This is a genomic window from Clostridium disporicum (genome assembly GCF_001405015.1).
Classification (GTDB): domain Bacteria; phylum Bacillota; class Clostridia; order Clostridiales; family Clostridiaceae; genus Clostridium; species Clostridium disporicum_B.
In genome coordinates this window covers 1-23,681 of record NZ_CYZX01000005.1, presented here as the reverse complement: position 1 = coordinate 23,681, position 23,681 = coordinate 1, and the positions used below count along the sequence as shown (strand labels likewise).

20 protein-coding genes, 1 other RNA gene and 1 pseudogene are annotated in these 23,681 nt (G+C 27.6%); 18 read left to right on the top strand and 4 right to left on the bottom strand.

Annotated elements, in window-relative coordinates; translation table 11 throughout:
- The first annotated feature begins 1 nt into the window (after position 1).
- Both ARA56_RS04325 and ARA56_RS04320 read left to right on the top strand, forming a co-directional pair.
- Positions 2 to 1,429 (top strand): glycoside hydrolase family 32 protein, encoded by a 1,428-nt coding sequence (locus tag ARA56_RS04325; protein WP_172675740.1) that lies wholly within the window; start codon positions 2 to 4, stop codon positions 1,427 to 1,429.
- A gap of 505 nt (positions 1,430 to 1,934) precedes the next feature.
- Positions 1,935 to 2,309 carry a hypothetical protein gene (locus tag ARA56_RS04320; protein WP_055264342.1) on the top strand — a complete coding sequence of 125 codons (375 nt, stop codon included), beginning with the start codon at positions 1,935 to 1,937 and terminating at the stop codon, positions 2,307 to 2,309.
- 122 nt (positions 2,310 to 2,431) lie between these two features.
- On the opposite strand, the gene ARA56_RS16595 is transcribed toward ARA56_RS04320, so the two are convergent.
- Complete coding sequence (locus tag ARA56_RS16595; RefSeq protein WP_156334253.1) at positions 2,432 to 2,584, bottom strand: hypothetical protein; 153 nt, start codon at positions 2,582 to 2,584, stop codon at positions 2,432 to 2,434.
- On the opposite strand from ARA56_RS16595, the gene ARA56_RS17075 reads away from it, so the two are divergent.
- The 7 genes and pseudogenes from ARA56_RS17075 to ARA56_RS04295 all read left to right on the top strand — a co-directional run bounded on the left by ARA56_RS17075 (position 2,538) and on the right by ARA56_RS04295 (position 13,021).
- Entirely contained in the window at positions 2,538 to 3,392 is an 855-nt protein-coding gene (locus ARA56_RS17075; protein WP_341380051.1) for a right-handed parallel beta-helix repeat-containing protein, read from the top strand. The genes ARA56_RS16595 and ARA56_RS17075 overlap by 47 nt on opposite strands.
- Positions 3,365 to 8,026 (top strand): annotated as a pseudogene (locus ARA56_RS04310) (immunoglobulin-like domain-containing protein); the annotation flags it as partial. The gene ARA56_RS17075 and the pseudogene ARA56_RS04310, both read left to right, overlap by 28 nt.
- A 267-nt stretch (positions 8,027 to 8,293) precedes the next feature.
- A complete protein-coding gene (locus ARA56_RS17125; RefSeq protein ID WP_423230663.1) occupies positions 8,294 to 8,416 on the top strand; it encodes an LPXTG cell wall anchor domain-containing protein in 123 nt (40 codons plus the stop codon).
- A gap of 133 nt (positions 8,417 to 8,549) precedes the next feature.
- Complete coding sequence (srtB, locus tag ARA56_RS04305) at positions 8,550 to 9,230, top strand: class B sortase (RefSeq protein ID WP_055264336.1); 681 nt, start codon at positions 8,550 to 8,552, stop codon at positions 9,228 to 9,230.
- A 556-nt stretch (positions 9,231 to 9,786) separates the two neighbouring features.
- Positions 9,787 to 10,119, top strand: a transfer-messenger RNA (tmRNA) gene (ssrA, locus tag ARA56_RS16275).
- Positions 10,120 to 10,662: 543 nt separating this feature from the next.
- Entirely contained in the window at positions 10,663 to 11,793 is a 1,131-nt protein-coding gene (locus ARA56_RS04300; RefSeq protein ID WP_055264334.1) for a DNA cytosine methyltransferase, read from the top strand.
- Positions 11,780 to 13,021, top strand: a complete 1,242-nt coding sequence (locus tag ARA56_RS04295) for a DNA cytosine methyltransferase (protein WP_055264332.1) — start codon at positions 11,780 to 11,782, stop codon at positions 13,019 to 13,021. The genes ARA56_RS04300 and ARA56_RS04295 overlap by 14 nt, the downstream gene beginning before the upstream one ends.
- Positions 13,022 to 13,231: 210 nt before the next feature.
- Here the strand turns inward: ARA56_RS04295 and ARA56_RS04290 are convergent, their stop codons facing one another.
- A complete protein-coding gene (locus ARA56_RS04290; RefSeq protein WP_055264330.1) occupies positions 13,232 to 14,206 on the bottom strand; it encodes a restriction endonuclease PLD domain-containing protein in 975 nt (324 codons plus the stop codon).
- A gap of 199 nt (positions 14,207 to 14,405) precedes the next feature.
- On the opposite strand from ARA56_RS04290, the gene ARA56_RS04285 reads away from it, so the two are divergent.
- The 9 genes from ARA56_RS04285 (at position 14,406) to ARA56_RS17010 (ending at position 21,174) form a co-directional block, all read left to right on the top strand.
- Positions 14,406 to 14,720, top strand: coding sequence for a hypothetical protein (locus tag ARA56_RS04285; RefSeq protein ID WP_055264328.1), 315 nt, complete (start codon positions 14,406 to 14,408; stop codon positions 14,718 to 14,720).
- Between the two features lie 65 nt (positions 14,721 to 14,785).
- The gene (locus tag ARA56_RS04280; RefSeq protein WP_055264326.1) at positions 14,786 to 15,121 is read left to right on the top strand and encodes a hypothetical protein; all 336 of its coding nucleotides are present in this window, start codon (positions 14,786 to 14,788) and stop codon (positions 15,119 to 15,121) included.
- Positions 15,122 to 15,134: 13 nt separating this feature from the next.
- Positions 15,135 to 15,440: a hypothetical protein gene (locus ARA56_RS04275; RefSeq protein WP_055264324.1), complete on the top strand. Its 306-nt coding sequence runs from the start codon at positions 15,135 to 15,137 to the stop codon at positions 15,438 to 15,440.
- Positions 15,441 to 15,514: 74 nt separating this feature from the next.
- Positions 15,515 to 16,141: a hypothetical protein gene (locus ARA56_RS04270; RefSeq protein WP_055264322.1), complete on the top strand. Its 627-nt coding sequence runs from the start codon at positions 15,515 to 15,517 to the stop codon at positions 16,139 to 16,141.
- An 83-nt stretch (positions 16,142 to 16,224) separates the two neighbouring features.
- Positions 16,225 to 16,536 (top strand): DUF960 family protein, encoded by a 312-nt coding sequence (locus ARA56_RS04265; RefSeq protein ID WP_055264320.1) that lies wholly within the window; start codon positions 16,225 to 16,227, stop codon positions 16,534 to 16,536.
- A 19-nt stretch (positions 16,537 to 16,555) separates the two neighbouring features.
- On the top strand, positions 16,556 to 16,906 hold the full coding sequence (locus ARA56_RS04260) for a hypothetical protein (RefSeq protein WP_055264318.1): 351 nt from the start codon (positions 16,556 to 16,558) through the stop codon (positions 16,904 to 16,906).
- 1,469 nt (positions 16,907 to 18,375) lie between these two features.
- Positions 18,376 to 18,627 (top strand): Mor transcription activator family protein, encoded by a 252-nt coding sequence (locus ARA56_RS04255; protein WP_032116765.1) that lies wholly within the window; start codon positions 18,376 to 18,378, stop codon positions 18,625 to 18,627.
- A gap of 619 nt (positions 18,628 to 19,246) precedes the next feature.
- Positions 19,247 to 20,923 (top strand): recombinase family protein, encoded by a 1,677-nt coding sequence (locus ARA56_RS04250; protein WP_055264316.1) that lies wholly within the window; start codon positions 19,247 to 19,249, stop codon positions 20,921 to 20,923.
- 116 nt (positions 20,924 to 21,039) lie between these two features.
- Positions 21,040 to 21,174 (top strand): hypothetical protein, encoded by a 135-nt coding sequence (locus ARA56_RS17010; RefSeq protein ID WP_278336510.1) that lies wholly within the window; start codon positions 21,040 to 21,042, stop codon positions 21,172 to 21,174.
- A 164-nt stretch (positions 21,175 to 21,338) separates the two neighbouring features.
- On the opposite strand, the gene ARA56_RS04245 is transcribed toward ARA56_RS17010, so the two are convergent.
- Positions 21,339 to 22,577, bottom strand: a complete 1,239-nt coding sequence (locus tag ARA56_RS04245; RefSeq protein WP_055264314.1) for an IS256 family transposase — start codon at positions 22,575 to 22,577, stop codon at positions 21,339 to 21,341.
- Between the two features lie 93 nt (positions 22,578 to 22,670).
- On the bottom strand, positions 22,671 to 23,069 hold the full coding sequence (locus tag ARA56_RS17120; RefSeq protein WP_423230662.1) for a sigma-70 family RNA polymerase sigma factor: 399 nt from the start codon (positions 23,067 to 23,069) through the stop codon (positions 22,671 to 22,673).
- Between the last annotated feature and the right edge of the window lie 612 nt (positions 23,070 to 23,681).

The window sequence follows — 23,681 nt, the reverse complement described above, 5'->3', positions numbered from 1 at the left end:
AATGCTTAAAGAAAAGTTTTTAAATGAAATTAAAGAGTGTAAAGAAAAATATTTAGATATAGTTAAAAATGATAAATGGAGAAATAAGTATCATATAATGGCTCCAATTGGATGGATAAATGACCCAAATGGATTATGTGAATTTAATGGGGAGTATCATTGCTTCTATCAATATTCACCACTTACACCAATGGGGGGACAAAAGTTTTGGGGGCATTATGCTTCTAAAGATTTAGTTAACTGGGAAGAAAAAGAAGTAGCTATTTTCCCAGACATATATGAAGATAAGGACGGAGTATATTCAGGTTCTGCGTTTGTTAAAGATGGTACTGTATACTTCTTCTACACAGGAAATTCAAAGGAACCAGGAGAACATGATTATATTTATACAGGAAGAGGGCATAATGTTATTCTTGTAACTAGTAAAGATTGTGTTAATTTTTCAGAAAAGACTATAGTACTTAGAAATGAAGATTATCCTAGTAATATGTCATGCCATGTTAGAGACCCTAAAGTTTGGGAAGAAGACGGAATTTATTACATGGTTTTAGGAGCGAGAACAAGAGATGATAAGGGATGTATATTATTATATAAATCAAAAGATCTTTATAATTGGGAGCTTCATTCAATTCCAGCAGGGGAAGAAGAAAAAATGGGATATATGTGGGAATGTCCAGATATATTTAAATTAAATAATAAAGAAGTATTTATGTTCTCTCCACAAGGTGTAGAAGCAGAGGGATATAAATATAACAATGTTTATCAAACAGGATATACTATAGGACATTTTACTGATAATAAAAAAGTTTTAGAGCATGGAAAATTTGATGAAATAGATAGAGGGTTTGATTTCTATGCACCTCAAAGTTTTGAAGATAGCAAAGGTAGAAGATTATTTATAGGATGGATGGGAGTTCCAGATGCAGTAGAGCATAAGAACCCTACAATAGATAACTTCTGGCAACACCAACTAAGCATTCCAAGAGAATTAGTTTTGAAAGATGAAAAAATATATCAGATTCCAGTTAAGGAGCTAGAGACTTTAAGAAAAGACAAGCTAGAAATAAAAAATGTTGTATTAAAAGATAGAATAGATAAAGATATATTCGAATCGAATACATTTGAACTAAATATAGAGTTTAATGATTCAAATGATTTTATTGTAGAATTAAGAGAAGATTGTAGACTTTCATTTAAAGATAAGGTATTTAAATTAGAGCTTGGAAAATCAGGATACGGAAGAGATATGAGAGCCGTTGAAATAGAGTCAGTAAAATCACTAAGGGTATTTTCAGATGAATCTTCTTTAGAAATATTCCTAAATGGTGGAGAAGAAGTATTTTCAACTAGAATATACAATGATGGAATGGATAAGACCATTAAAATTGAAGGTAATGGAACAGCCGATATAATAAGATATAATATATAAAAATATATTTATAAGAGTTGTAACAATTTTTATGAATAGTAATAAGATGATGTTATAAGAGGTGGTAGGACTTACCAAAGGATAGGCTCTATCACTTCTGTAGTTTATATGAAAAGTAATTTTATATTTAATTAAAGGTTGTCTAATTATATGGTGTAGTATATAATATAAACACAATTTTTTGAAACGGGTAAAAAATATAAATACATAGGAGGTTTTGAAAAAGATAGAGTGTTTTGGTAAGAGGAAATAATGAGAAATTTAATGAGAGAAAAATTTATATGGTAAATGCCTATATTATATTTTTTAGCTACGATAGCTGCAAAAAAAATTAGTGATATAGGTGCAGTTGTATGCTCTTTAATTTTAGATATGTAGAGATGTTATTATAATTTTATGATAATGTTTTTATATGTAAATAAAAAAGCGTTTTTTATTATGTAGCAATAAATTTTAGCGAAAGTGTAAGAAGTTATGCAAGCTAAGATTGGGGGGACGTAAAATAATGAAAAAAGTGATAGCAGGAACACTAATAACTGCAATGGTTTCAAATAACTTAGCTTATGCTGATACCATAAAGAATGAATTCCTAGAGGTAAGTGATAATACAGAAGTAATAGAGTCTGTAGAAGAGTTATTAGAAAATAATGAAAATGAAACTCAACTAGGAACTGATAAAACAGAAACTAATTTTGAGTATGAACTGGCAGAAAAAAAAGAAAGTGTAGATACTGCACAATCTGTAGAGAAAACAACAGTTAAAACTGATATTGATGTATTTGATTACAATCAATTAAAAAATGCTGTAATGCAGTCAAATGTTAATATTAATATTAAAAATGATATAAGTTTTGATAATCCTATAAATATTACAGGATAAAATATAACAATCAATGGTGATGGAAGAAAATTTGATTTAAAACAAACAGAGGACACAAATAGATTTGTTATAAAAGGAAATGCAGATAATATAGAAATTAACAATTTAACATTTGATAATTATTATACAACAGGGATATATATTAGTGGTAAAAATATAAATCTTAAAGATATAACTCTAACAGGAAAATCTGTAGAGCCATCTAAAGTTGGAAATGCAAAAGCAGGAATAGATATATCTGATGCAAATACTACTGTAACATTAGAAAATATCACAAGTCAAAATCATTTACAAAGTGGAATAAGAGTAAAAAAAGGAGCTCATGTTACAATAAAAGGGACACATATCCATGAAAATGATGCAGTAGACTTACAAAGTGTACTTGATAATGGAGTTAATACAAATGTAATAGATTTTGATAATGATCAATATATTGAATATAGTAAAAATACTAATCAAGTAAATTATAGAAGTAAAACTTTAAATGCTAGTAGCTTTGAATCATTAAAAAAGGCAGTAACGCAATCAAATGTTAATATTAATATTACAAGTGATATAAAATTTGATAATGCTATAGATATTACAGGAAAAAATATAATAATCAATGGTGATGGTAAGACGTTTGATTTAAATCAAACTGATACTACTAATAGATTTGTTATAAAAGGAAATGCAGATAATATAGAGATTAATAATTTAACATTTGATAATTACACTACAATTGGAATATATGTTAGTGGTAAAAATGTAGCTCTAAAGGATATAACATTAACTGGAGAATATAAGAATTCAACTGCAAATGGAAAAAGTAAAGTTGGTATGGATGTAGTTGGTTCTACTGTAACAATAGAGAATATAACAAGTAAAAATCATAGTGAATGTGGAATTAGACTAAGAGAGGAAGCTAAGGTTGAAATTTCAGGAAATAATAGCCATGAAAATGATAATGCTGATATTAAAATGGTAGTATTAGATGGTGCTTCTGAGAGTGTAATAACAGATAATACTAGTAAATATATTAAAACTTCTGAAACTATCGATAAAGATAAAAAAATATATTCTATAGTTTACGTAAAACAATAGACGTAACAGATTTTACAGGATTAGAACAAGCAGTAACGGTAAATAATGCTATTATAAATATAAATCAAACTATTGAATTAACAGAAGAGTTAAATATAACAGGGAAAAATATAATAATAAATGGTAATAACAATAAAATTGATTTTAAAAATACTAATAAGAAGATAGTAGTTAAATCAACTGCAGTAGGAACTACATTAAGTAATATAAATATCGAAAATTATACTTCGTCAGCTATATTATTATATAATGCTAAAGATATAATTTTAGATAATATAAAATTACTAGGGACAGATAAGAAAAGTTCTGTAGGTATAGATGTAAGTAATTCTACAGCAACAATAAAAAATATAACAAGTAAGAATCATGTTGAGTGCGGAATAAAATTAAGAGATGCATCAACTGTTACATTTGAAGGAAACAATACTCATGAGAATGATAAATCTGATATTAAAATTATAGTAGCCAATGGTGCTTCTGAGAGTGTAATAACAGATAATACTAATAAATATATTAAAACATCTGAAACTACTGAAACAGATAAAAAAATTATATTATATAGTTTATTTAAAACAATAGACGTAACAGATTTTACAGGGTTAAAACAAGCAGTAACAGAAAATAATGCGACTATAAATATAAATAATACTATTGAATTAACAGAAGAGTTAAATATAACAGGGAAAAATTTAACGATAAATGGTAATGATAATAAAATTGATTTAAAAAATAGTAATAATAAGATAGTAGTTAAATCAACGGCATCAGGAAGTACATTAAGTAATATAAATTTTGAAAATTATACTTCGTCAGCTATATTACTATATAATACTAAAGACATAACTTTAGATAATATAAAATTACTAGGGACAGATAAGAAAAGTTCTGTAGGTATAGATGTAAGTAATTCTACAGCAACAATAAAAAATATAACAAGTAAAAATCATATTGAATGCGGAATAAGATTAAGAGATGTATCAACTGTTACATTTGAAGGAAACAATACTCATGAAAATGATACTGCAGCTATAAGAAGTATGGTTAAAGATGGACAAGATGAAAATAAAATACATGACGTAAATGATCAGTATCTTAAAACAGATGAAAAAGTTGATTCTGCTAATACAAAGAATGAGTATTATAACACTCAGAAAATTGTGAGTGTAGATACCTTTGAAAAGTTAAAAGATGCCATAACAATACCAAATTCTCTTATAAAGATAACTCAAGATATTACGTTAAAAGAGAATTTAGAAATAAAGGCTAATTACGTAACTATATATGGTAATAATTTTAAATTTGATTTAGGTAATGTCGATAGCTTTAGTGTAAAAGCAAAAAATGTAACATTAAAGAATCTTGAATTTGCTAATTATAAGACAACTGGATTAACTCTATATGGAGCAAAGGATGTTAGCTTATATAAGTTGAAATTATCTGGTAAAGATATTTCTTTACCTAATAATGAAAGAAGTACAGTAGGAATAGATATATTCGATTCTACAGTTAAAATTGATGATATATCTAGTAATAATAATTTATATAGAGGTATCCAAGTAAGAGGTGGTTCAACTGTAGATATTTTATCAAAAAATATTCATACTAATGATACAGTGCATATGCAATCAATTAAAAAAGCTGGAGAACAAGAGAACATAATAAATGATCCACATGGGTTGTATGTAAAAGGAACAGAAAAAAATAATAAAGAAAATAGTACAATAGATTATTTCTCTAGAGTAGATGTTGATATATCAACAGCAAAAGATTTTATAAATAATATTAGTAATAACGGTAATGTGCTGCATATTAAGAATGATATTAAAATTGAAGCAGGTGATTTACCAGCAGGAAGTGATATTAGTGAATTAGTAGTTAATTCTAACATATTAATTGAGGAAGATGGACGTACCATTGATTTAAATAAGTTAGTAGGTATTACATTAAAAGGAAATGATATAATACTAAAAGATTTAACTATAAAGAATTCTAAAGATATAGGAGTTAATATTTACAATTCTCGTGATATACTTCTTGATAATGTAACTGTAGAGAATTCTTATAGATATGGTATATTTGTTAACGGAAGTACTGTTAAGTTAGAAGATTGTTCTACTAAAAACAATAATGGTGGAATAATGATTACTAGATCAAGAACTCTTAGAGCAGATAGTCATATAGATTCACGTGTAGAAGTTATTGGTTCTATACACCAAGAAGAGTCAAACATAAATGTTGGAGTTACTAATTTACAAATGATTGATGGATATTTCCAAAATAATGAATTTGTTGTGGCAGATAATATTTATGATAAGTATGTAAATGATGTTGAAAGTAAAGTTCTAAGTGAATATTATCTTAATTTATTTGGAATAACAGGAGAAGATCGTAATAAGAAGTATGATGAACAAACAACAGATTATATGATAATTAAAACTGTTATAGATGTTCAAAATCATTCAGAAGTTTTAGATGAAAATGGACAACCTATTACATTAGCTGGTGATGGGGTTACAGATGATACTCAAAACTTAAAGAAGTTGATAGAATATGCAGCTTCACATGGTAGAGAGTTATATTTCCCAGAGGGAGTATATAAAATAACAGCTGATATTGATTTAGCAACAATCAATCTTCCTGCATTATCAAACTTTAAATTGAGTGGTGCAACAAATGGTCTTTCTATATTTGACGGAAGTTCAAGTGTTGATAAGATGTTAAAGTTAATGAATGCAGAATACCATTCAAATATGAACTATGTAAACATAAATAACATAGTATTCAATAACATTGGGTTAGAGTTTAATGGACCATATAAAAAAGGTATAAGCTTCAATAATAATGTATTTATGAATGGTCAATATACAAGAGAAACAAATGCTGCAGGTGAAATAAGAAAGGTTACAATGGAACCTTATATAACTGCAAAGAATAATAAGTATATAATAGAGGAAAATGCATTCTTAAGAGGAGTTAATTATCCAGGAAGAGGTATTGCAACATACAGAACTAATAATACGACTATTAAAGATAATTTCTTTGGAAATTTAGAAGGTTTAAGTGATGCTGCTACAATGTTACCGGATACAGTTATAAACAAATTAAATCTTATCCAAGTTGAATCTCAATCAGGGCTAAGTGAAGGAATTAAGATAAGCGGTTCTCAAGGTAATTTCCTTACGGCTATTAATAATGAAAGATATGACGAGAATGTTAATATATCGAACAATTACTTCAACATGGATAAAACTAGAAATATAACTGGTGATTTTGGAACAGATGTATTAATATCAGGTATAAATGTTGCAGTAGATGGGCAAAGAAGAGACCACATAATATACTCTAAGGGATATACTAATTTAAATATATATGGAAATTACTTCGAAGGTATGGAAAATGGAGCAGCTGGAGGAGTAAAAATAAGAAATGGTGAGGGTGCATATGTAGGTTCAAATCATTTTAAAGATGTACCATTACTAACATATATATATGGTGATTTAACAAAACAAGAATGTATACTTTACAACACAACTATATATAATAACTTATTCCATCAAACAACAAACTTTGGTGGACAAGGTACTGGAATATTATATTATCAAAGCTTTAGAGATGGTCAAGACTTACAGTTTAAGGATGATTCTTGGGTAGGTGCCTATGGAGATGTTCAAAACTTTGTAATTTATAATAATGAGTTTATGAGTGATGAAAGAGATCAAATCACTATAAGCAACAGAGCTGTAACGGCTTATGGAGACAATCAATTCTTAGCTTATGGAAATAAATATGCAGAAGATAAGAATATATCAGTTAACTATAATAAAGGGAACTTTAGTTTAAATGAATCAACTGAGGCTGAGGTATTAAATAAGGTAAATAGTGGATTTGCAATTTATAATACTGTAGATATACCATTAACACCAGCAAAAGTAGACCATACATATTTAAATTCGCAAATAAATGAAGCAAATGAATTCTATAATAATATATTAACAAATGGTCAAATTGGTATCTTTGGAGGACAACATCCAGAGAGTGCGGTTAATGAACTGAAGAATTTAATTTTAGAAACTCAACAGTTGATTGATGGAAATGCATTAACTCAATGGGAAACTAATAAAAGATTAACACTTATACAAGAAACTTTAGAAAAATTAAAGACAAATATAAATGATAGAGGTTTAGCACCAACTGTAACAGTATTAAATGATGTAACTATAAATATTGGAGAAGAATTTGATCCGTATGCTGGAATTATATTTGAAGATGACAGAGATACTAGCGAGAATTTAAAAATTCTTGTTGACTTAGATTCATTTGATAACACTATTTCAGGTGAATATATAATTACGTATTCTGTTACAGATAGTGATGGGAATACAACTAAGGAAACTAGAAAGGTTATAGTTAGAAGTAATGAGAAACCAGTAATAAGTGGAATAGGAACTATTACAATAAATGTTGGAGAGAATTTTGACCCAATGTCTGGAGTTATAATTACAGATGATAATGATTCTATAGAAGAAATGAAAGTTACTGTTGATTTAGGAAACTTTGATAATAATGTTCCTGGTACTTACATAATTAAGTATACTATAGAAGATAGTGATGGAAATATAACTGTAGCAGAAAGAGAAGTTATTGTATTAGAAGATATTGATAATTCTGTTAACGATGAAGTTAATGATGAAATCAAAGATGAAGTTAATGATGAAATCAAAGATGAAGTTAATGATGAAATCAAAGATGAAGTTGATGATGAAATCAAAGATGAAGTTAATGATGAAATCAAAGATGAAGTTGATGATGAAGTCAAAGATGAAGTTGATGATGAAGTCAAAGATGAAGTTAATGACGAAGTTAAAAATGAACAAAATAATAATGAAGAGATAAATAGTGAATTGAATAATACTCAAAATCCTAATACAGGTGATCAAAGTAATATACTAAATTGGGCATTAGCTGTACTTATATCTCTGATTGGACTTCTATTTGTAAATAGAAAGAGAAAAAAAGTTAAATAATTATATATAGTTTAATAAAGGGAAAATTGTAATCTATAAAATAGATTACAATTTTCTTTAGCTTATATAAATAATAGATTAATACATATTCGAAATTTTAATATGATTCTTTACAAAATAAGGGGATTAATTGATGAAAATATTTAAAAGTATAATTAATATAATCTTAATTTTAATTATATTTGTATGTGGATATAAAGTGTTTTACAAAGTAACTGAATATAAGAAGGCTGATGAGGTATATGAAAAAATTAGAATAGAAAAAGAAGAAACTAATAATCCATATATTGAAAATACAGATTATAGAGGCTGGATTAAGATAGAAAATACAAATATAAACTATCCAATTCTTCAAGGAGAAGATAATTTATATTATTTAGATAAAGATATAAATAAAGAATATATAATATCTGGGTCTATATTTATGAATTATTTAAATAATGGATTCGATGACCAAAATACAGTTTTGTTTGGACATAATATGAAAAATGAAACTATGTTTGCTCACTTGAAAAAGTATAAGGAAAAAGATTTCTTTTATAATAATAATGATATAGATATAGAGTTAAATAATGGTGAGCATTTGAAATATAAAGTTTTCTCTGTATATATTACAGATGTTACAGATAATTATATTCAAACTAATTTTGAAAATAAAAATGAATATAAAGATTTTTTAGAAAGAATACAGAGTAAATCAATGTATGAAGCTGATATAGAAGTAAATGAAGATGATAAAATAATAACTTTGTCAACTTGTTCTTTTGAGTTTAATGATGCAAGAATGGTAGTGCATGCTAAGCTTATTAAGTAAGTGTAATAGAAGAATTATATTATGAAACAGTAGATAGATTTTTTTATAAATTTATCTGCTGTTTTTTATATAGTTAGTATGAGAATTTAATATTAGAGAGTTTACTATTATAAAATGTTTATCTAGAATATTAACAACAAATATTGGAAAAAATTAATAAAGCTGTTGATTGTTTTAAATTAGATGTGGATAAGTTTTGAAAAATAAAATAGAGCCTAGTATCCGGCGAAAGACAACCTAGGCTCTATAAGTAATTAGCACTTTACGTACCAACTGCTCATTTATAATAACACCATTGCTTAATAAAAGCAATGTTAAATAATGTATAATAACTATTATAGTAATAAATATATCATATAGAAGTATTTATAATATTTACTATTTAATAAAAAAATTAAAAAACAAGAATATTATAGATTTTCTTCTATGATTTTAATAACTCAGATAAGTTGACAGTAGAGGTATGTTGATTTATAATAAAATCACGATGTTGATCATCGATTGAAAACTGAATAGGGGATACGCGTTTAGACCTATTTACCTAACATGGGGGCGTTTTGGCTTCGACGGGGGTAAGATGGGTTTGATAAGCGGGCCGAGGCAAGCATGTCACCTCGTTAATAAAGTATGCATTAAATATAAACGCAGAAGACAATTTTGCATTAGCAGCTTAATATAAGCTACTCATCAGTCCTGAATGCCCACGTTTAGGGTAGCTGGTGTCATAAAAGTGGGGAACGAAGTCTAGCAAAGCTTTGAGCTAGAGGGGTATTTATGAAGCTAGGGAATTAGGAGTTTGTTTGTGAGCGAACTAAGGACCGAAATTTTAGTCACAAACTACGCTCGTAGAAAGTCAGGCTGGTCTGCTTTCGGACAGGGGTTCGATTTTGGAAAAAAGTCGCCTTAAGCAGTGATGTTTAAGTGATAACTTGGCTTTATCGGTGAAACCGTAGCAAGTAGGGTTGACGGCAATACCGAGAGGTATGTGAAGAAATTCAACAGCCTTGTATCGACTTATAGGTTCCTAAAGAGAAATCTATGGAATACTAGGATAGAAGATGTAAACTATAATAAGCTTCTATAATACGCCAAGAGGCAAGTTAATGCTTGTCTAAGATATAGTCAGGGCAATTTGGAAACAGTTGATAAACTGACCCCTCGCCTCCACCATGAAAACCTCGACAATACATATTGTGTTGTCGAGGTTTTTTATTTTAGAACAGAGAATATTTAATAATGATATAAGTAAGTTTAGTTTTTAACAAAATTATAAATACGGTTAAAAATTGATAGATAGTCTTGAATTAAAAGGAAGTATTAAATATTGTAAAAAAGTGATATAATAAATAAGAAATTTTAAAAAAATAGAACGTATGTTTTGAAAAAAATCGGAAAGTATTATATAATATACAATAAAGTTAAGGGGGAAAATATGAGTACAGAAGATAATAAAAGTTTAAAAGTTATTGATTTATTTTGTGGATGTGGTGGATTATCACATGGATTTTTAGATGCAGGATATAATGTTGTAATCGGTGTTGACCATGATGAAGCAGCTTTGAAAACTTATAGTAAGAATCATAAAGATTCTATTGCTTTAAAAGCGGATTTGTTTAAAGATGAGGCTATAGATGAAATAAAAGAAAAATATATAGATAAAACAGGATCAGAAGAAGTTGATTTAATAATAGGGGGTCCTCCATGTCAGGGCTTTTCATTAACTGGTTCTAGAGACATTAATGATACTAGAAATACATTGTATTTAGCTGTGGTTAAGAGTGTAAATAAATTTAAGCCAAAGGCATTTTTGATTGAAAATGTTCCAGGAATTGCAACGTTATATGGAGGAACAGTAAAAGAACAAATAATAAATACTTTTGAGGATATGGGGTATAGGGTAAGTGTTACAGATAAACCATTAATAGCAGCGGACTATGGAGTGCCACAAATTAGAAAGAGAATGTTTTTTGTAGGAATAAGAGAAGATATAGCAGAAAGAATAGGTGAAAAATTCACTTTTCCACAACCAACTCATATGCCAGTTAATCATGTAACATGTAAAGAAGCGTTAAGTGACTTACAATCAAGAGAAGATGAACTAGGAACTGAGATAGATGAATATATAAATGAACCAAATAGTGAGTATCAAAGAATAATGAGAAAAAACAGCCTTAAGCTATATAATCATGTTGCAACAAAGCATACAGAGCTAGTTAAAAATACAATTGCATTAGTACCAGATGGAGGAAACCATAAAGATTTGCCAGAGGGTGTGGGTGGAAGTAGAAAGTTTAATGAAGCTTGGACTAGATATGCGTCTAATAAACCTTCTAGAACTATTGATACTGGACATAGAAATCATTTCCATTACAAGTATAATAGGGTTCCGACAATACGTGAAAATGCAAGACTACAATCTTTTCCTGATGATTTTATATTTTTAGGGACAAAAACTCAACAGAATAGACAGGTTGGTAATGCAGTACCACCTCTATTAGCTTATAATATTGCGAAAGAGCTTAAAACATATCTTGAAAAAGGTGATAATAATGATAAGAAATAAGCTTAATACTATTGAATTATTTGCAGGATGTGGCGGGTTAGTTGATGGATTTGAGAAGACACGAAAGTATAAAACTTTATCTTGTGTTGAATGGAATGATAAACCACATGAGGTATTAAAGAAAAGATTAAAAAATAAATATGGCTATGTAGATACTGATAAAACAGTTTTGAGGTTTGATATTCAGCGAACAGATGAATTAATAAATGGATGGAAAGATGATTTAGAATATGGAACTAACTTAGGCTTAAAAGAAATAATAGGTCAAAAAGAGGTAGATTTAATAGTTGGAGGACCACCATGTCAAGCTTATTCGATGGCAGGTAGAGTTCAAGATGAGAATGGGATGCATGATGATTATAGAAATTACCTATTCGAAAGTTATATTAAAGTAGTAAAAGTATTTAAGCCTAAAATTATTGTATTTGAAAATGTTGAGGGTATATTATCTGCTAAACCAGGAGGAATAAATATTATTGAAAAAATAACTGAAGAATTTTTAAAGGCGGGTTATATAATTACAAATAATATTAGGAAAGATGCCTTATTGGATATGAGTGAATTTGGGGTAAGTCAAAGAAGAAAAAGAGTTATATTAATAGGGTTAAACAAAGAAGTTTTTGGAGATAATTGTTATGAAATTTTAGATGAATTTTATAATAAGAGGTTACATAAATTTAAATCTTCCAAAGTAAATACTGTAAAAGATGCAATAGGTGATTTACCAAAACTTATGCCAAGAGAGAAAGAAGAGAAAATTGGTAAGAAGAAATATTCACATTTTCCTGAGGTTACAGAATATAAAGATCATTATCCTAGATATCATAACAAAAGAGATATTGATATATTTAGAGAGTTAGCTTTAGATATAGAGAGTGGTAGAAATAATTATAAATCTATAGAAGCTTTAAAGAAATTATATACAGAGAAGACAGGAAAAGAATCTAATATACATAAGTATAATGTATTAAGATGGGATGAACCAAGTAATACTATTCCAGCACATTTAAAGAAGGATGGATTAAGACATATACATCCAGATTCGCAGCAGGCTAGAACTATAACAGTGCGAGAAGCTGCTAGATTACAAAGTTTTGATGATGATTTTGAATTTTCAGGTAGTATGTCTTCAGACTATGAGATGATAGGAAATGCGGTTCCACCAGAGTTTTCAAGAAGATTAGCAGAGGCTCTATATGAAGTATTTAAAGAACATGGGTTAATATAAACCTATGTTCTTTTTAAAATAAAAAAAGTAACAGAAAATATTTAGATGACACAAGGTGTATTTTCTGTTACATTAACGAATTATAAAACACAATAGTATAAATAATAACATCAAAGCTTTTATAATTCAATTAGTAAGTGTATCAATAAATTGATAATTATAGCAATATGAGTTATTTAACTTATAGAAAAACTTGTCCATAAAATAGATTTATTTTATGGAGAAATCAGCATAATAAGTTCCATTTTCTAACAGGGATAGCTCTATATCATCTCTACCATATCTGTCTAGATCAGATTTAGTTACCAAACTTCCAGATGGCAAACCTAACCTATGTCTAATATAAGAACCTAATATATTTTTACTAGGAAATGATGATAGATTTTTAGGGTGAATTATACCATCAACAGGTTGACTTCCTTCTAAAAGAGCTTCCATTATTGTTCCATCATCCCAAATTAATTCAATAGAATCATTTTGACGATTAGTTTTTCCCCCATTTGTTCTTGTTGCAACCATTTGTTTGGGTGGAAATAGTTCAGGGTATTCTCTAATATAAGAAGTACGAATAGGAATATATCCATCATCAATGCTTGTGTGACCTTGTGAACTATGACACCAATTTAAGCCACTTGCTGTAGGAACTTCACCAGTTCTAGGATCATATAAAACCATACTACAAGTATGATTGTTAGTAGAAGTAACTGGATTAACAGTAGTTTTGCTATTAGGTATTAGATTAACTTCAGTGCAAGGTGTAGAATTAGAAAGTATTTGATTTAAATATTGATTTAATGGTAAAAAGGTATCTTGGGTAGTTTCAGCTAATGTTTCTCTGAATGGTATAGTTAATCCACTTGTACTAAAATTTGCAGAACCTATTAGAGCATGGACTATTTTACCTTTATTTTTCCATATGTAGCACTTAGAATGAACAGGTATGTCAGAATATAATATAGTTGTATTTTGAGATAAAGTTTCAAGTTTTAATAAAGTAGAATGAAGTTTTGGAGATATAGAACTATTACCATACATTCCATAGATAACAGTACATGTAAGCGGAAGGTTACGTAATTTTTCTACAGGATTAGGACCGATGTAGCCAGATATAATTATTAGCTCATCAGATTCAAATAATTGATGTCTATTAAAAATTATTTCATCTAGATTTTGGTTAAATAGCATTTTAAATCCTCCATTAGTGGTTTTAATAAATTAATATATATATATATTATACTGCATAATATAGTTTAATAGGAGTATAATAATATAACTATTATTATATAATTAGCATTAACATTAATTTAATTAAATCTTTAAAGAGGAGAATAAATATATATAATAATAATGTATATGATTTGATTATATTTAAGTGGGTGGTAGAGTGGAAAATGATATTAAAAGAATTAATTTAACACAATTTCTTCAATGGAACGATAGAAATGGTTGTTATACTGATGAAAATTGTGATTTAGAAGATTTACCAAGAATGACTTATGAAGATGCAGTTAAATATTTCTTTTGTGTAATTAATGATGATTTTTATTATAGTATAACAGATAATATTTTTGACTTATCTTATGAAGAAATAATTAATTATGCTAAAGAGAATAGATTTTATGAAATAACATATGAAAAGTTAAATCTATTAATAAATAATGATAACCCAACAATAGAATTTTATAAAAGCTTAGTTTAGTAGAGCTCTTACTTGTATTAAATGTACAGGTAAGAGTTTTTATATTTAGAGAGGAGAAATGTAAAGTGAAAAAGATTTATTTAAGTGAACAATTAGAGAAATTAAAAGAGTATCCGGTAGAAGTTATTAATAATGTTTTAGAAGTAATTAATGTATTAGATGAAAATTATGGAGCTAATAGACATATAGATAATGACTTAGGTGGATATGTACTTATAGCGGAAAATATAGTAGATATCAAAATACTGAAACAAGATAAATTACAAGGATTAATACCAGAATATACTGATATAATTGAATGTAGTGAAGGTATAAATTATACTTGTACGTTATACCTGATTTCAAATGACTATGCAATTTTAGTAGTAACAACAGAAGAACTTTCTAAGTTCCTATTATAGTAGGGGGGTTAACATGGGAAGAAAAAAATTAAATAAGGTACTGAAGAGTACAAAATACTGTGATCTATTAAGTCAAGCAAGTTTAAATGATGACCAATATACTTATTGTATTGAAAGGATTTATGTAAAAGCTAAAAAGATGGAGGAGATAAGATTCACACTTTATAAGGAAACATTAAACTCAGGAAATAGATATATTCCTAGAAGTCTTGATGTTACAGAAATTGAGCTTATAAAGTTAATAAGGAGCTCTCTTGAAGGAAATGTATTTTCATCAGGATTTATAAAAATGTTAAAAGAAGAAATAAACAAGGTTTAAAAGTCTTAATCACTAACGGTATAGTAATTAAGACTTTTTATATTCAAATAAATGTATAGAAAGAGGGGATATAAATGTTTAATAAAGATAATATATTTATTACAGTTAATGAAGAAGTTTCTTCAATAATACAACAATATGTAATAAGAGAAATTAAGAAAGTATTAGATAAATACAAGAGTATAACAACAGAAGAAATAAGTAGTGTAGAAAAATTAATAAATAGCATAAGCAATGAAGAGTTAAAGGAGGAATTCCTAAATGATTGGAGTATGTCAGTAAAGATAGCAAAAGAAATTGGAGAAAATGAAGTTGATGACAGGATAATTTCTATGTACCAAAATCTAAAGGGTAATGGATTAGAAGAGTTATCAATAGACTATGTTATTAATTGGTGTAATGAGTTAGAAGAACAAGGTTATGTAATGATTAATGATTATAGCATAATTTATAAAAGTTCAGCTAATTTAAGAGATATTGCAAGAGAATTATTAGATGATATGCTTGATGATGCAATATATGTTGATGCCTTAATAGATAAGGACTCACTAGTTGAATATTGGATAGAGCAAACAAGTAAAGAAGATGTAATAGATGACTTAATTAGAGGAAATAATATTGAAGAATTATTAGGACTTGTTCCAGAAACTATATATGAAGATGAATATAATAAATATTTATATTCTGAAATAGATTGTTAAGAGGTTATATCTTAGTTAATAAGGTATAACCTTCTTACTTTCTAGATAAAGATGAAAAACTAATAATAAGGAGAGAACTAAAGATGTTCAAGAAAGACAATAGATATGTAACTAGGAAGGTAAATGAGGAAGTAGATATAAGATTACAACTTATAATGTGGAGCATGATTGATAAGCTAAAAGATGAAGGGAATGTTGAACTGGATTACTTACAGGTTTTCAGGATAAGAAAAGAAGGAAATAAGATTGTAATAAGTCAAAGTCAAGAAGTTCCTGAATACTCATGCACATATGAAATAGAGATAGAAGATATTCAGATAGAAGAAGAGATTAAAGTATATGTAATAGATAGTGGAGAGGAATTTTCTACAATGCTTTTTCCAGCAGAATACTAATTGAAGGAGGTTCAAGTAAATGATAAATAAGCTAAGTAAAGAAAAGTATTTTAAGTATGATAGTAAAGAACTTCTAGGGGTAATGAGGTTCGACTTTTACGATGGAAGACTATCTAACCAATGGAATCCTAGAGAATTAATAATAGAATTGAATGATAATAAGTTAATAGACTTAAAGAAATTACAACAAGAACTTAATTATATTCAATTCACATTGATAGAAGAATTCAATAAAGTTGTAGAACTATGTAATGGTACAGGTTATGATAAAGAAACTCTAGTATACATAGAGATTGAAGAAGGTAAGTATGTAATAAAGTTAATACCTGTAAAAGATAGTTACTCATATATATACACGTATAAGAGATAGGAGGAGAAAGTCATGGATATAGTAACAGTAATAAAAGTAGTTGGAACAATACTAACAGTTGTAGCTACTTCAATAGAATCAACAAGTAAGAAGTAGTATAAAATAAGATATCATCACAATTAATAAGAATAGTAAATTAGTTGTGATGATATTATAATAATCAGCTAATTTTTTTTATAACAATAATAACTACTAGAAAATATCGTTGTAATAGTACAGATATACCGATAGTGACGATATTTTCAGTAAGAAATAAGATTGAGGAGAAAGAATAGAAGAACTCTAAGTAAATGTGGAATTTATCTTGAGCGTAGGATAAAGAGAAAAATTGTAACTACAATCAATCTAAGTACATCTAAAAAGCAACGATAAGACATCAGAAAACAGAGATTTTATAAACTGTGAAGAAATGTAGCCATATAAATGAAAAACTACGAAAAGGGGATAAATTGAATGTTTTCTAAATAAGCTGGTAGGTAATAAAGAAAAATAAGTAAATAATAGAATCATAACATTACAACCTAGGATAACAAGGCATTAAATAGGATGAGGTGTTGAACATACAGGAAATCCTAGGCTCAATAATTCCACTTGAAATCAAGGATAAGTCATAACATATAATATGTACAGGAAAAATCTAAATTCACTCAAAAATAAAAAGAATTGAAATGATAAAACATAAAAATAATGGAACTTGGAACTAGGGAATAGAAACTAAGGACTTGGGACTTGGAAAGAGTAACGGGGGATAGGGGGGCTAAAGCCTTACAATGAAATAAGAATTGAAATAGATTAATAAAAATCTATTTCAATAAAAAATAAAAATAAATAATAAGAATAAATATAATAAATAAAAATGATAGGAAGAAGTATATAATAATAAAATTACAATAATAAGATAATTAAGAATGATACAAGATAAAAATAATTAATGAAGAAATTTCAATAATATCAAGTAATAATTAATGACTATAACAATTAAAGTTACTGAATAATAAAGAACATATAAAGTGATAAGAAATAGATACAATAAGATAAAGAAAATATAATCAATATATAATGATACAATTAACACAATATAATAACAAAAGCAATTGATTAAGAAAATACAATAACTATATCAATTGATATAAATAAAATTAAGAATGTCTAACCAATTACAATAGATAATAAAATAATAATAAAGAAATAGATATACCAATAAAAGAAGTATATATAATAATAAGAATAGATAAAAATGTAATGTAGCAATAAAAGAGAAATACATTAAAAAGCAACAATAACATACTAGAAAGCAGAGATTTCAGAAAATGAGAATAAATAATAACACTCAAAATAAAAACAACAAAGAAATAGTAAATCAACTGTTTTAATTGATGTAGTGAAATATATATTATAAATCTGATTAAAGAGTTAATGTTTCTAATAAAAGAAGCATTAACTCTTTTTATATTTTAGGAGGAGTAGATATGAATAAGTCAGATTATAATGGAGTATACGAAGAGTTAGTCGAATTACTAGGATTAGAAAATACATTAAAAATACATAAATATTTCAGAGGTCAACAAGTGAACTTTCCAATGAGATTATATTCTAAAGAGTACATAGAAGAATATCTTATAAAAAATTACAATGGTAAGAACTTGAAAGAATTATCTAAGAAGCTAGATTACACAACTAATTGGTTGAGGAAGATGTTAAATAAGATTGAATTTAGTTAATGTAGTATTGGATTGATAAAGGTTGTAAGTAGGTCTAACTTAGGTTGAATAGAAGTAAAGAAAATCAATAAGTTGGACGTAAGGACATGTTAAATTCCCCAATAGGGGTAAAAAGAGTTACATAAAAAGAGAATGTAAGTAAGAAAAGAGTGAAAGCTCTATGCGACCATACGTCCAAGGGCAATGAAATCAATAATTGAAGAAAAAGGTAATAAGTCCTAAATAGAACCAGAATCAACACCAAGATGTATAATTCCCGTAAATCCCGCAAACCCATAAAAAAATAATAGGTCTATAATAAATAGAAAAGAGAACTAAAAATAAATAAGTTTTTATAACAATAATAAAATCTTACGGGATTACGGGAAAAACGGGGAAGCAAGATGAATCCAATAATAAGAGCGTAATAAATGATTGGGGGAAAGGGGGCAAAGTAGTAGGGCTAAATAAAATTAAAAAATAAAAATTTATTTTTTATAAATAAAACTTTTTATCTACTTATCTACCTTTACCCCTTACTATCAAAGAATAATTGTAATAGAAAATATCGTCATAACCGTAGTACCGATAGTGTCGATATTTTCAGTAGAAATAAGTTAATGATTATAGGAGAATAAAAATGAATATAGATAAAGTAAATAAGATAGAACAGGTTGCTATATATTGTAGAGTAAGTACAATAGAACAAGCAGAAGAAGGATATAGTATAGATGAACAAGAAAGACTTCTAAGAGATTGGTGTAATAGAATGAATTACTCAGTTTATAAGGTATATTCAGATAGAGGAATAAGTGGTAAAGAGGTAAAAAATAGACCAGCACTAAAGGAACTTCTAAAGGATGCAGAGGAAAGAAAGTTTCAGATGGTGATTTCTTGGAAGATTAATAGGATAAGTAGAAAGCTTTCAGATGTTCTAAGGATAGTAGATATACTAGAGCAGAATAATATAGCTTTCAATTCTTATTCAGAGCAATTCGACAATAGTACACCAGCAGGAAAAATGCAATTCCAGATGATGGCATTGATAGGAGAGTTTGAGAGAGGAACAATAGCTCAAAATGTAAAGATGGGGATGTGTGCAAAAGCAAAATCAGGAGAATGGTGTGGAGGTAGAGTTTTAGGGTATGACCTAGTTCCTGTTGAGAATCAAGAAGGAGCTAAAAGAAAAAAGAATAGACTAATAATAAATGAGAAAGAAGCAGAAGCAGTTAGGTTTATTTTCAATGAATATGTTAATGGGAAGGGATATAAAGCTATTACTAATCAACTAAATAAGCTAAGTTATAAGACTAAGAAAGGAAATGATTTTTCAGTAGGTTCAATACGAGAAATTCTAACTAATCCAGTATACATAGGAAAGGTTAGATATAATGTAAGACAAAATTGGTCAGAGAAAAGAAGAAGAAATATAAATGCTAATCCAATAATAACAGATGGAATACATGAACCTATAATAGAGGAAGGGTTATGGGATAAGGTACAAGCAATAATGGAAAGTAAGAAAGGTAAACCTTCAAGAATATATGATGGTGAGTATCCACTAACAGGAATACTAAAGTGTCCTAAGTGTGGGGCTGGTATGGTGATTTCAAGAACTACTAATAAGTTAGCTGATGGAACTAAGAAGAGAATAGCTTATTATTGTTGTGGAGCATGGAAAAATAAAGGCACAAGTGTATGTAATTCTAATACAATAAGAGTTGATAAAGCTAATGAGTATGTATTTAATAAGATTTCAGAATTACTTTCTAATGAGAAAATGGTTAAATCTATAGTAAATAATATTAATAAGGAAAGACATAAAAAGATAAACCCAGCTAAGAAGGAGCTAGAAAGAATAGATAAAGAGCTTGAAAAGATAGATAGGAAGAAAACTAAACTTTTCGAAGCATATGAGGAAGAAGTAATATCTAAGGAAGAGTTCAAGGAGAGAAAAGATGAGCTAAACAAGAGAGCTAAAAGTCTTCAAGAGGAAAAAGAACCATTGATAGTTACACTTTCAGATGATGTAAGTGAAGAAATACCATATGAATTCATAAAGAGCATACTAGAAAATTTCAGTAAAGTGCTAACAGAAAGTGCAACTAGAGAGCAACAGAAGAAATTGCTTCATATGATAATATCAGAAATAACTATAAATGAAACAAGAGAAATAGATTCAATAAAACTAAAAATAAATGATAGCTTGGTTGACTATATAAGTAAAGAAGAAGGAGTGTCTATAAAGGATACTCCTTCTTCTTTTATGCTAAGAAATGTTGGGGTAAGTACATTGAATTTAGATATTGCTATATAGAGAATAATAGCAATGAAAATATAAAATATTGAGGTTGGTATAGATAAATAGTATAATTTTATCATGTAGAAATATTTATATTTATTAGGTAAATTAGAATTTGGGGAGTGAAATAATTGAAAGAGATTTGGAACAGACATAAAGAAAAGTTAATAACTTTTCTCTTATGTGGATTATTGTTTGTTGGCGTATTATCTATTATTGCCTTATTAGGTGGAGCGATAATGAAAATATTTGGAGACTGTAGATAATTTTGTGTAATATAGTTTCTTATAAATCAAATATTACTGGAAATTTTGATTTCCAGTAATATTTTTTTATTATCTAGAAATACTAATAATGTGTTTTTCTGTTCTTTTATATTATTTAACAAAAGTTAGATAATATGCATAAAATTTATAAAAAGTACAAGCTATTATGCTAATTCATCTTTTAATTCTTCAGTAAAGAATAATGTTAGCTCCGCTAACGTAGCACCCCAGTTTGGAACTGGTTGAGTCCATTTTTCCATAATTTCCATAGTCGCTAGATATACGCACTTGTTTAGAGATTCATCTGTAGGAAATATACTTCTAGATTTAGTATACTTACGTACCTGTCTATTGAATCCTTCAAGTGCATTAGTTGTATAGATCATTTTTCTTATTCTAGGTGAGAAATCAAAGAAAGTAGATAAGTTATTCCAGTTGTTATACCATGAATCTATAACCATTCCATAACTATTTCCCCAAGTTTCTTTTAGTTTGTCTAGCTGCGCTAACGCAAGTTCTTCAGTAGGAGCTTTATAAACTTCTTTTAAATCTTTCATAAATGATTTTTTATCTTTTGAAGCTATGTATTTTATAGAATTTCTTATTTGATGAACAATACATGTTTGTATATTAGCTGATGGAAATACGGTCTGAATAGCTTGTGGTAGCCCTTTAAGTCCGTCCATACAAGCAATTAAGATTTCTTTTACACCTCTATTTTTTAAGTCATTGCAAATACCTAGCCAAAACTTAGCTCCTTCGGCTTCATCAACCCATAGTCCAAGAATATCTTTATATCCTTCCATCGTATATCCTAAACAAATATATACAGCTTTATTAACTATTTTTCCGTTGCTTCTAACCTTAAAGTACATAGCATCTAAGTAAACTATTGGATATATTTTATCTAACATTCTATTTTGCCATTCGGTAGCGGTAGCTATTACTTTATCTGTTATTTTAGAAACCATTGATGGTGAGATTGTTATTCCATATAAATCTTCTATTTCAGCCTGAATATCGCTAGTAGTCATACCTTTAGCATAAAGAGAAATTATTTTTTTATCTAATTCATTACAAACAGTTTCATATTTCTTTACTATTTGAGGTTCAAATTCAGACTTTCTATCCCTTGGTATATCGAGATCAACATCTCCAAATGAACTTCTTAGATTTTTTTGGCTATATCCATTTCTATAATTTCTTTCGCCAGGCTCAATATCGCTTTGACGTTGGTATTTATCTCTACCAAGATGTTCATCCATTTCTGCTTCAAGTATATTTTCTAGTACATCCTTAACTAATCTTTGAACTAATCCGTTCTTTCCAAGAACGTCATCGATTGTTTTACACTTTTTTATCTCTGAATTGTAATCAAAATTGATATCATTTTTTCTTGCCATAGAAAATCCTCCTAAAATTTATATAGTATATTATTCCAAATCTACCAACTAATCATACAAAAAAGAGTAGATAGATTTGTTTTTTACACAAATCTATCTACTCTCCCGATCAGAGTTGTCTAATTTTTTAATAAAGTCTTCTTCAATATTTGTATTGCCTTCAATAAGGTCGATTATTTCATTACTATCATCTGATGATAGTATGTTTAAGCTTGATTCATCCTTATATCTAGCTTGCCTTCTTGTTAAATCACCGTATTGATTTTTTATGGAATTAATAACATAAGCGTCAAAGTAAGAATTGTTTTTAGAAGTGTCAAATTTCTTTATTGCTTTTAGAATTGCTAAATTACCTTCTTGTTTTAAATCATCGTTATCATAGTTTTTTAAGTTATAGATATAGGAATATTTATTGACTAGAGATGTATATTTTTCGATAATTTCTAAGATAGCTTTAGTATCATTGCTTTTAGCGAGATGTAATGCTTCCAGAGAGATTCACCTCCTTTCGCTTATAGAATTGCATTAATAAGAATTGAGGTTTAGAAATGAAAAAAAGTTAAACATATGTTCTGATTTAATTATAGCATATTTCAAAAATATGTAAATATGATTTATATAAAAATAAGTCAGATAAAAAATAAATAAAACTATAAAGTTAATAAAAACGTAAAGTAATATATATTGAAGCTAAAGATTGATCAATTTAAAGAGTACATTGGACAGTTTTACATAGATTTCTAAATATGATATAATAAGTTGATATTGGTAAACATAAGATTTTATTAAGATTATCTTATCAATTAGTTGGCTAGAATAATTAATACTTAATTTATCTTATTATAATGTCGAATTATGTATGAGGTTGAAAATAGTTATATAAAATTAATTAAATATAGGCTTACAATTTTATAAAAGGGGATATTATTAAATTATGAAGAAAAACTTAAAACTTTACAGGTGTGTATTTTTAAAAGAGAATAATGAGTTTATTATAGGTAAAGATATATTTAATGAAAGGCTCTGTTAGACAATAATGTTGATATGTGCATATAAGTCTTAAATAGTGTTATAATATAGATAATAACACTATCGGAGGTAAGA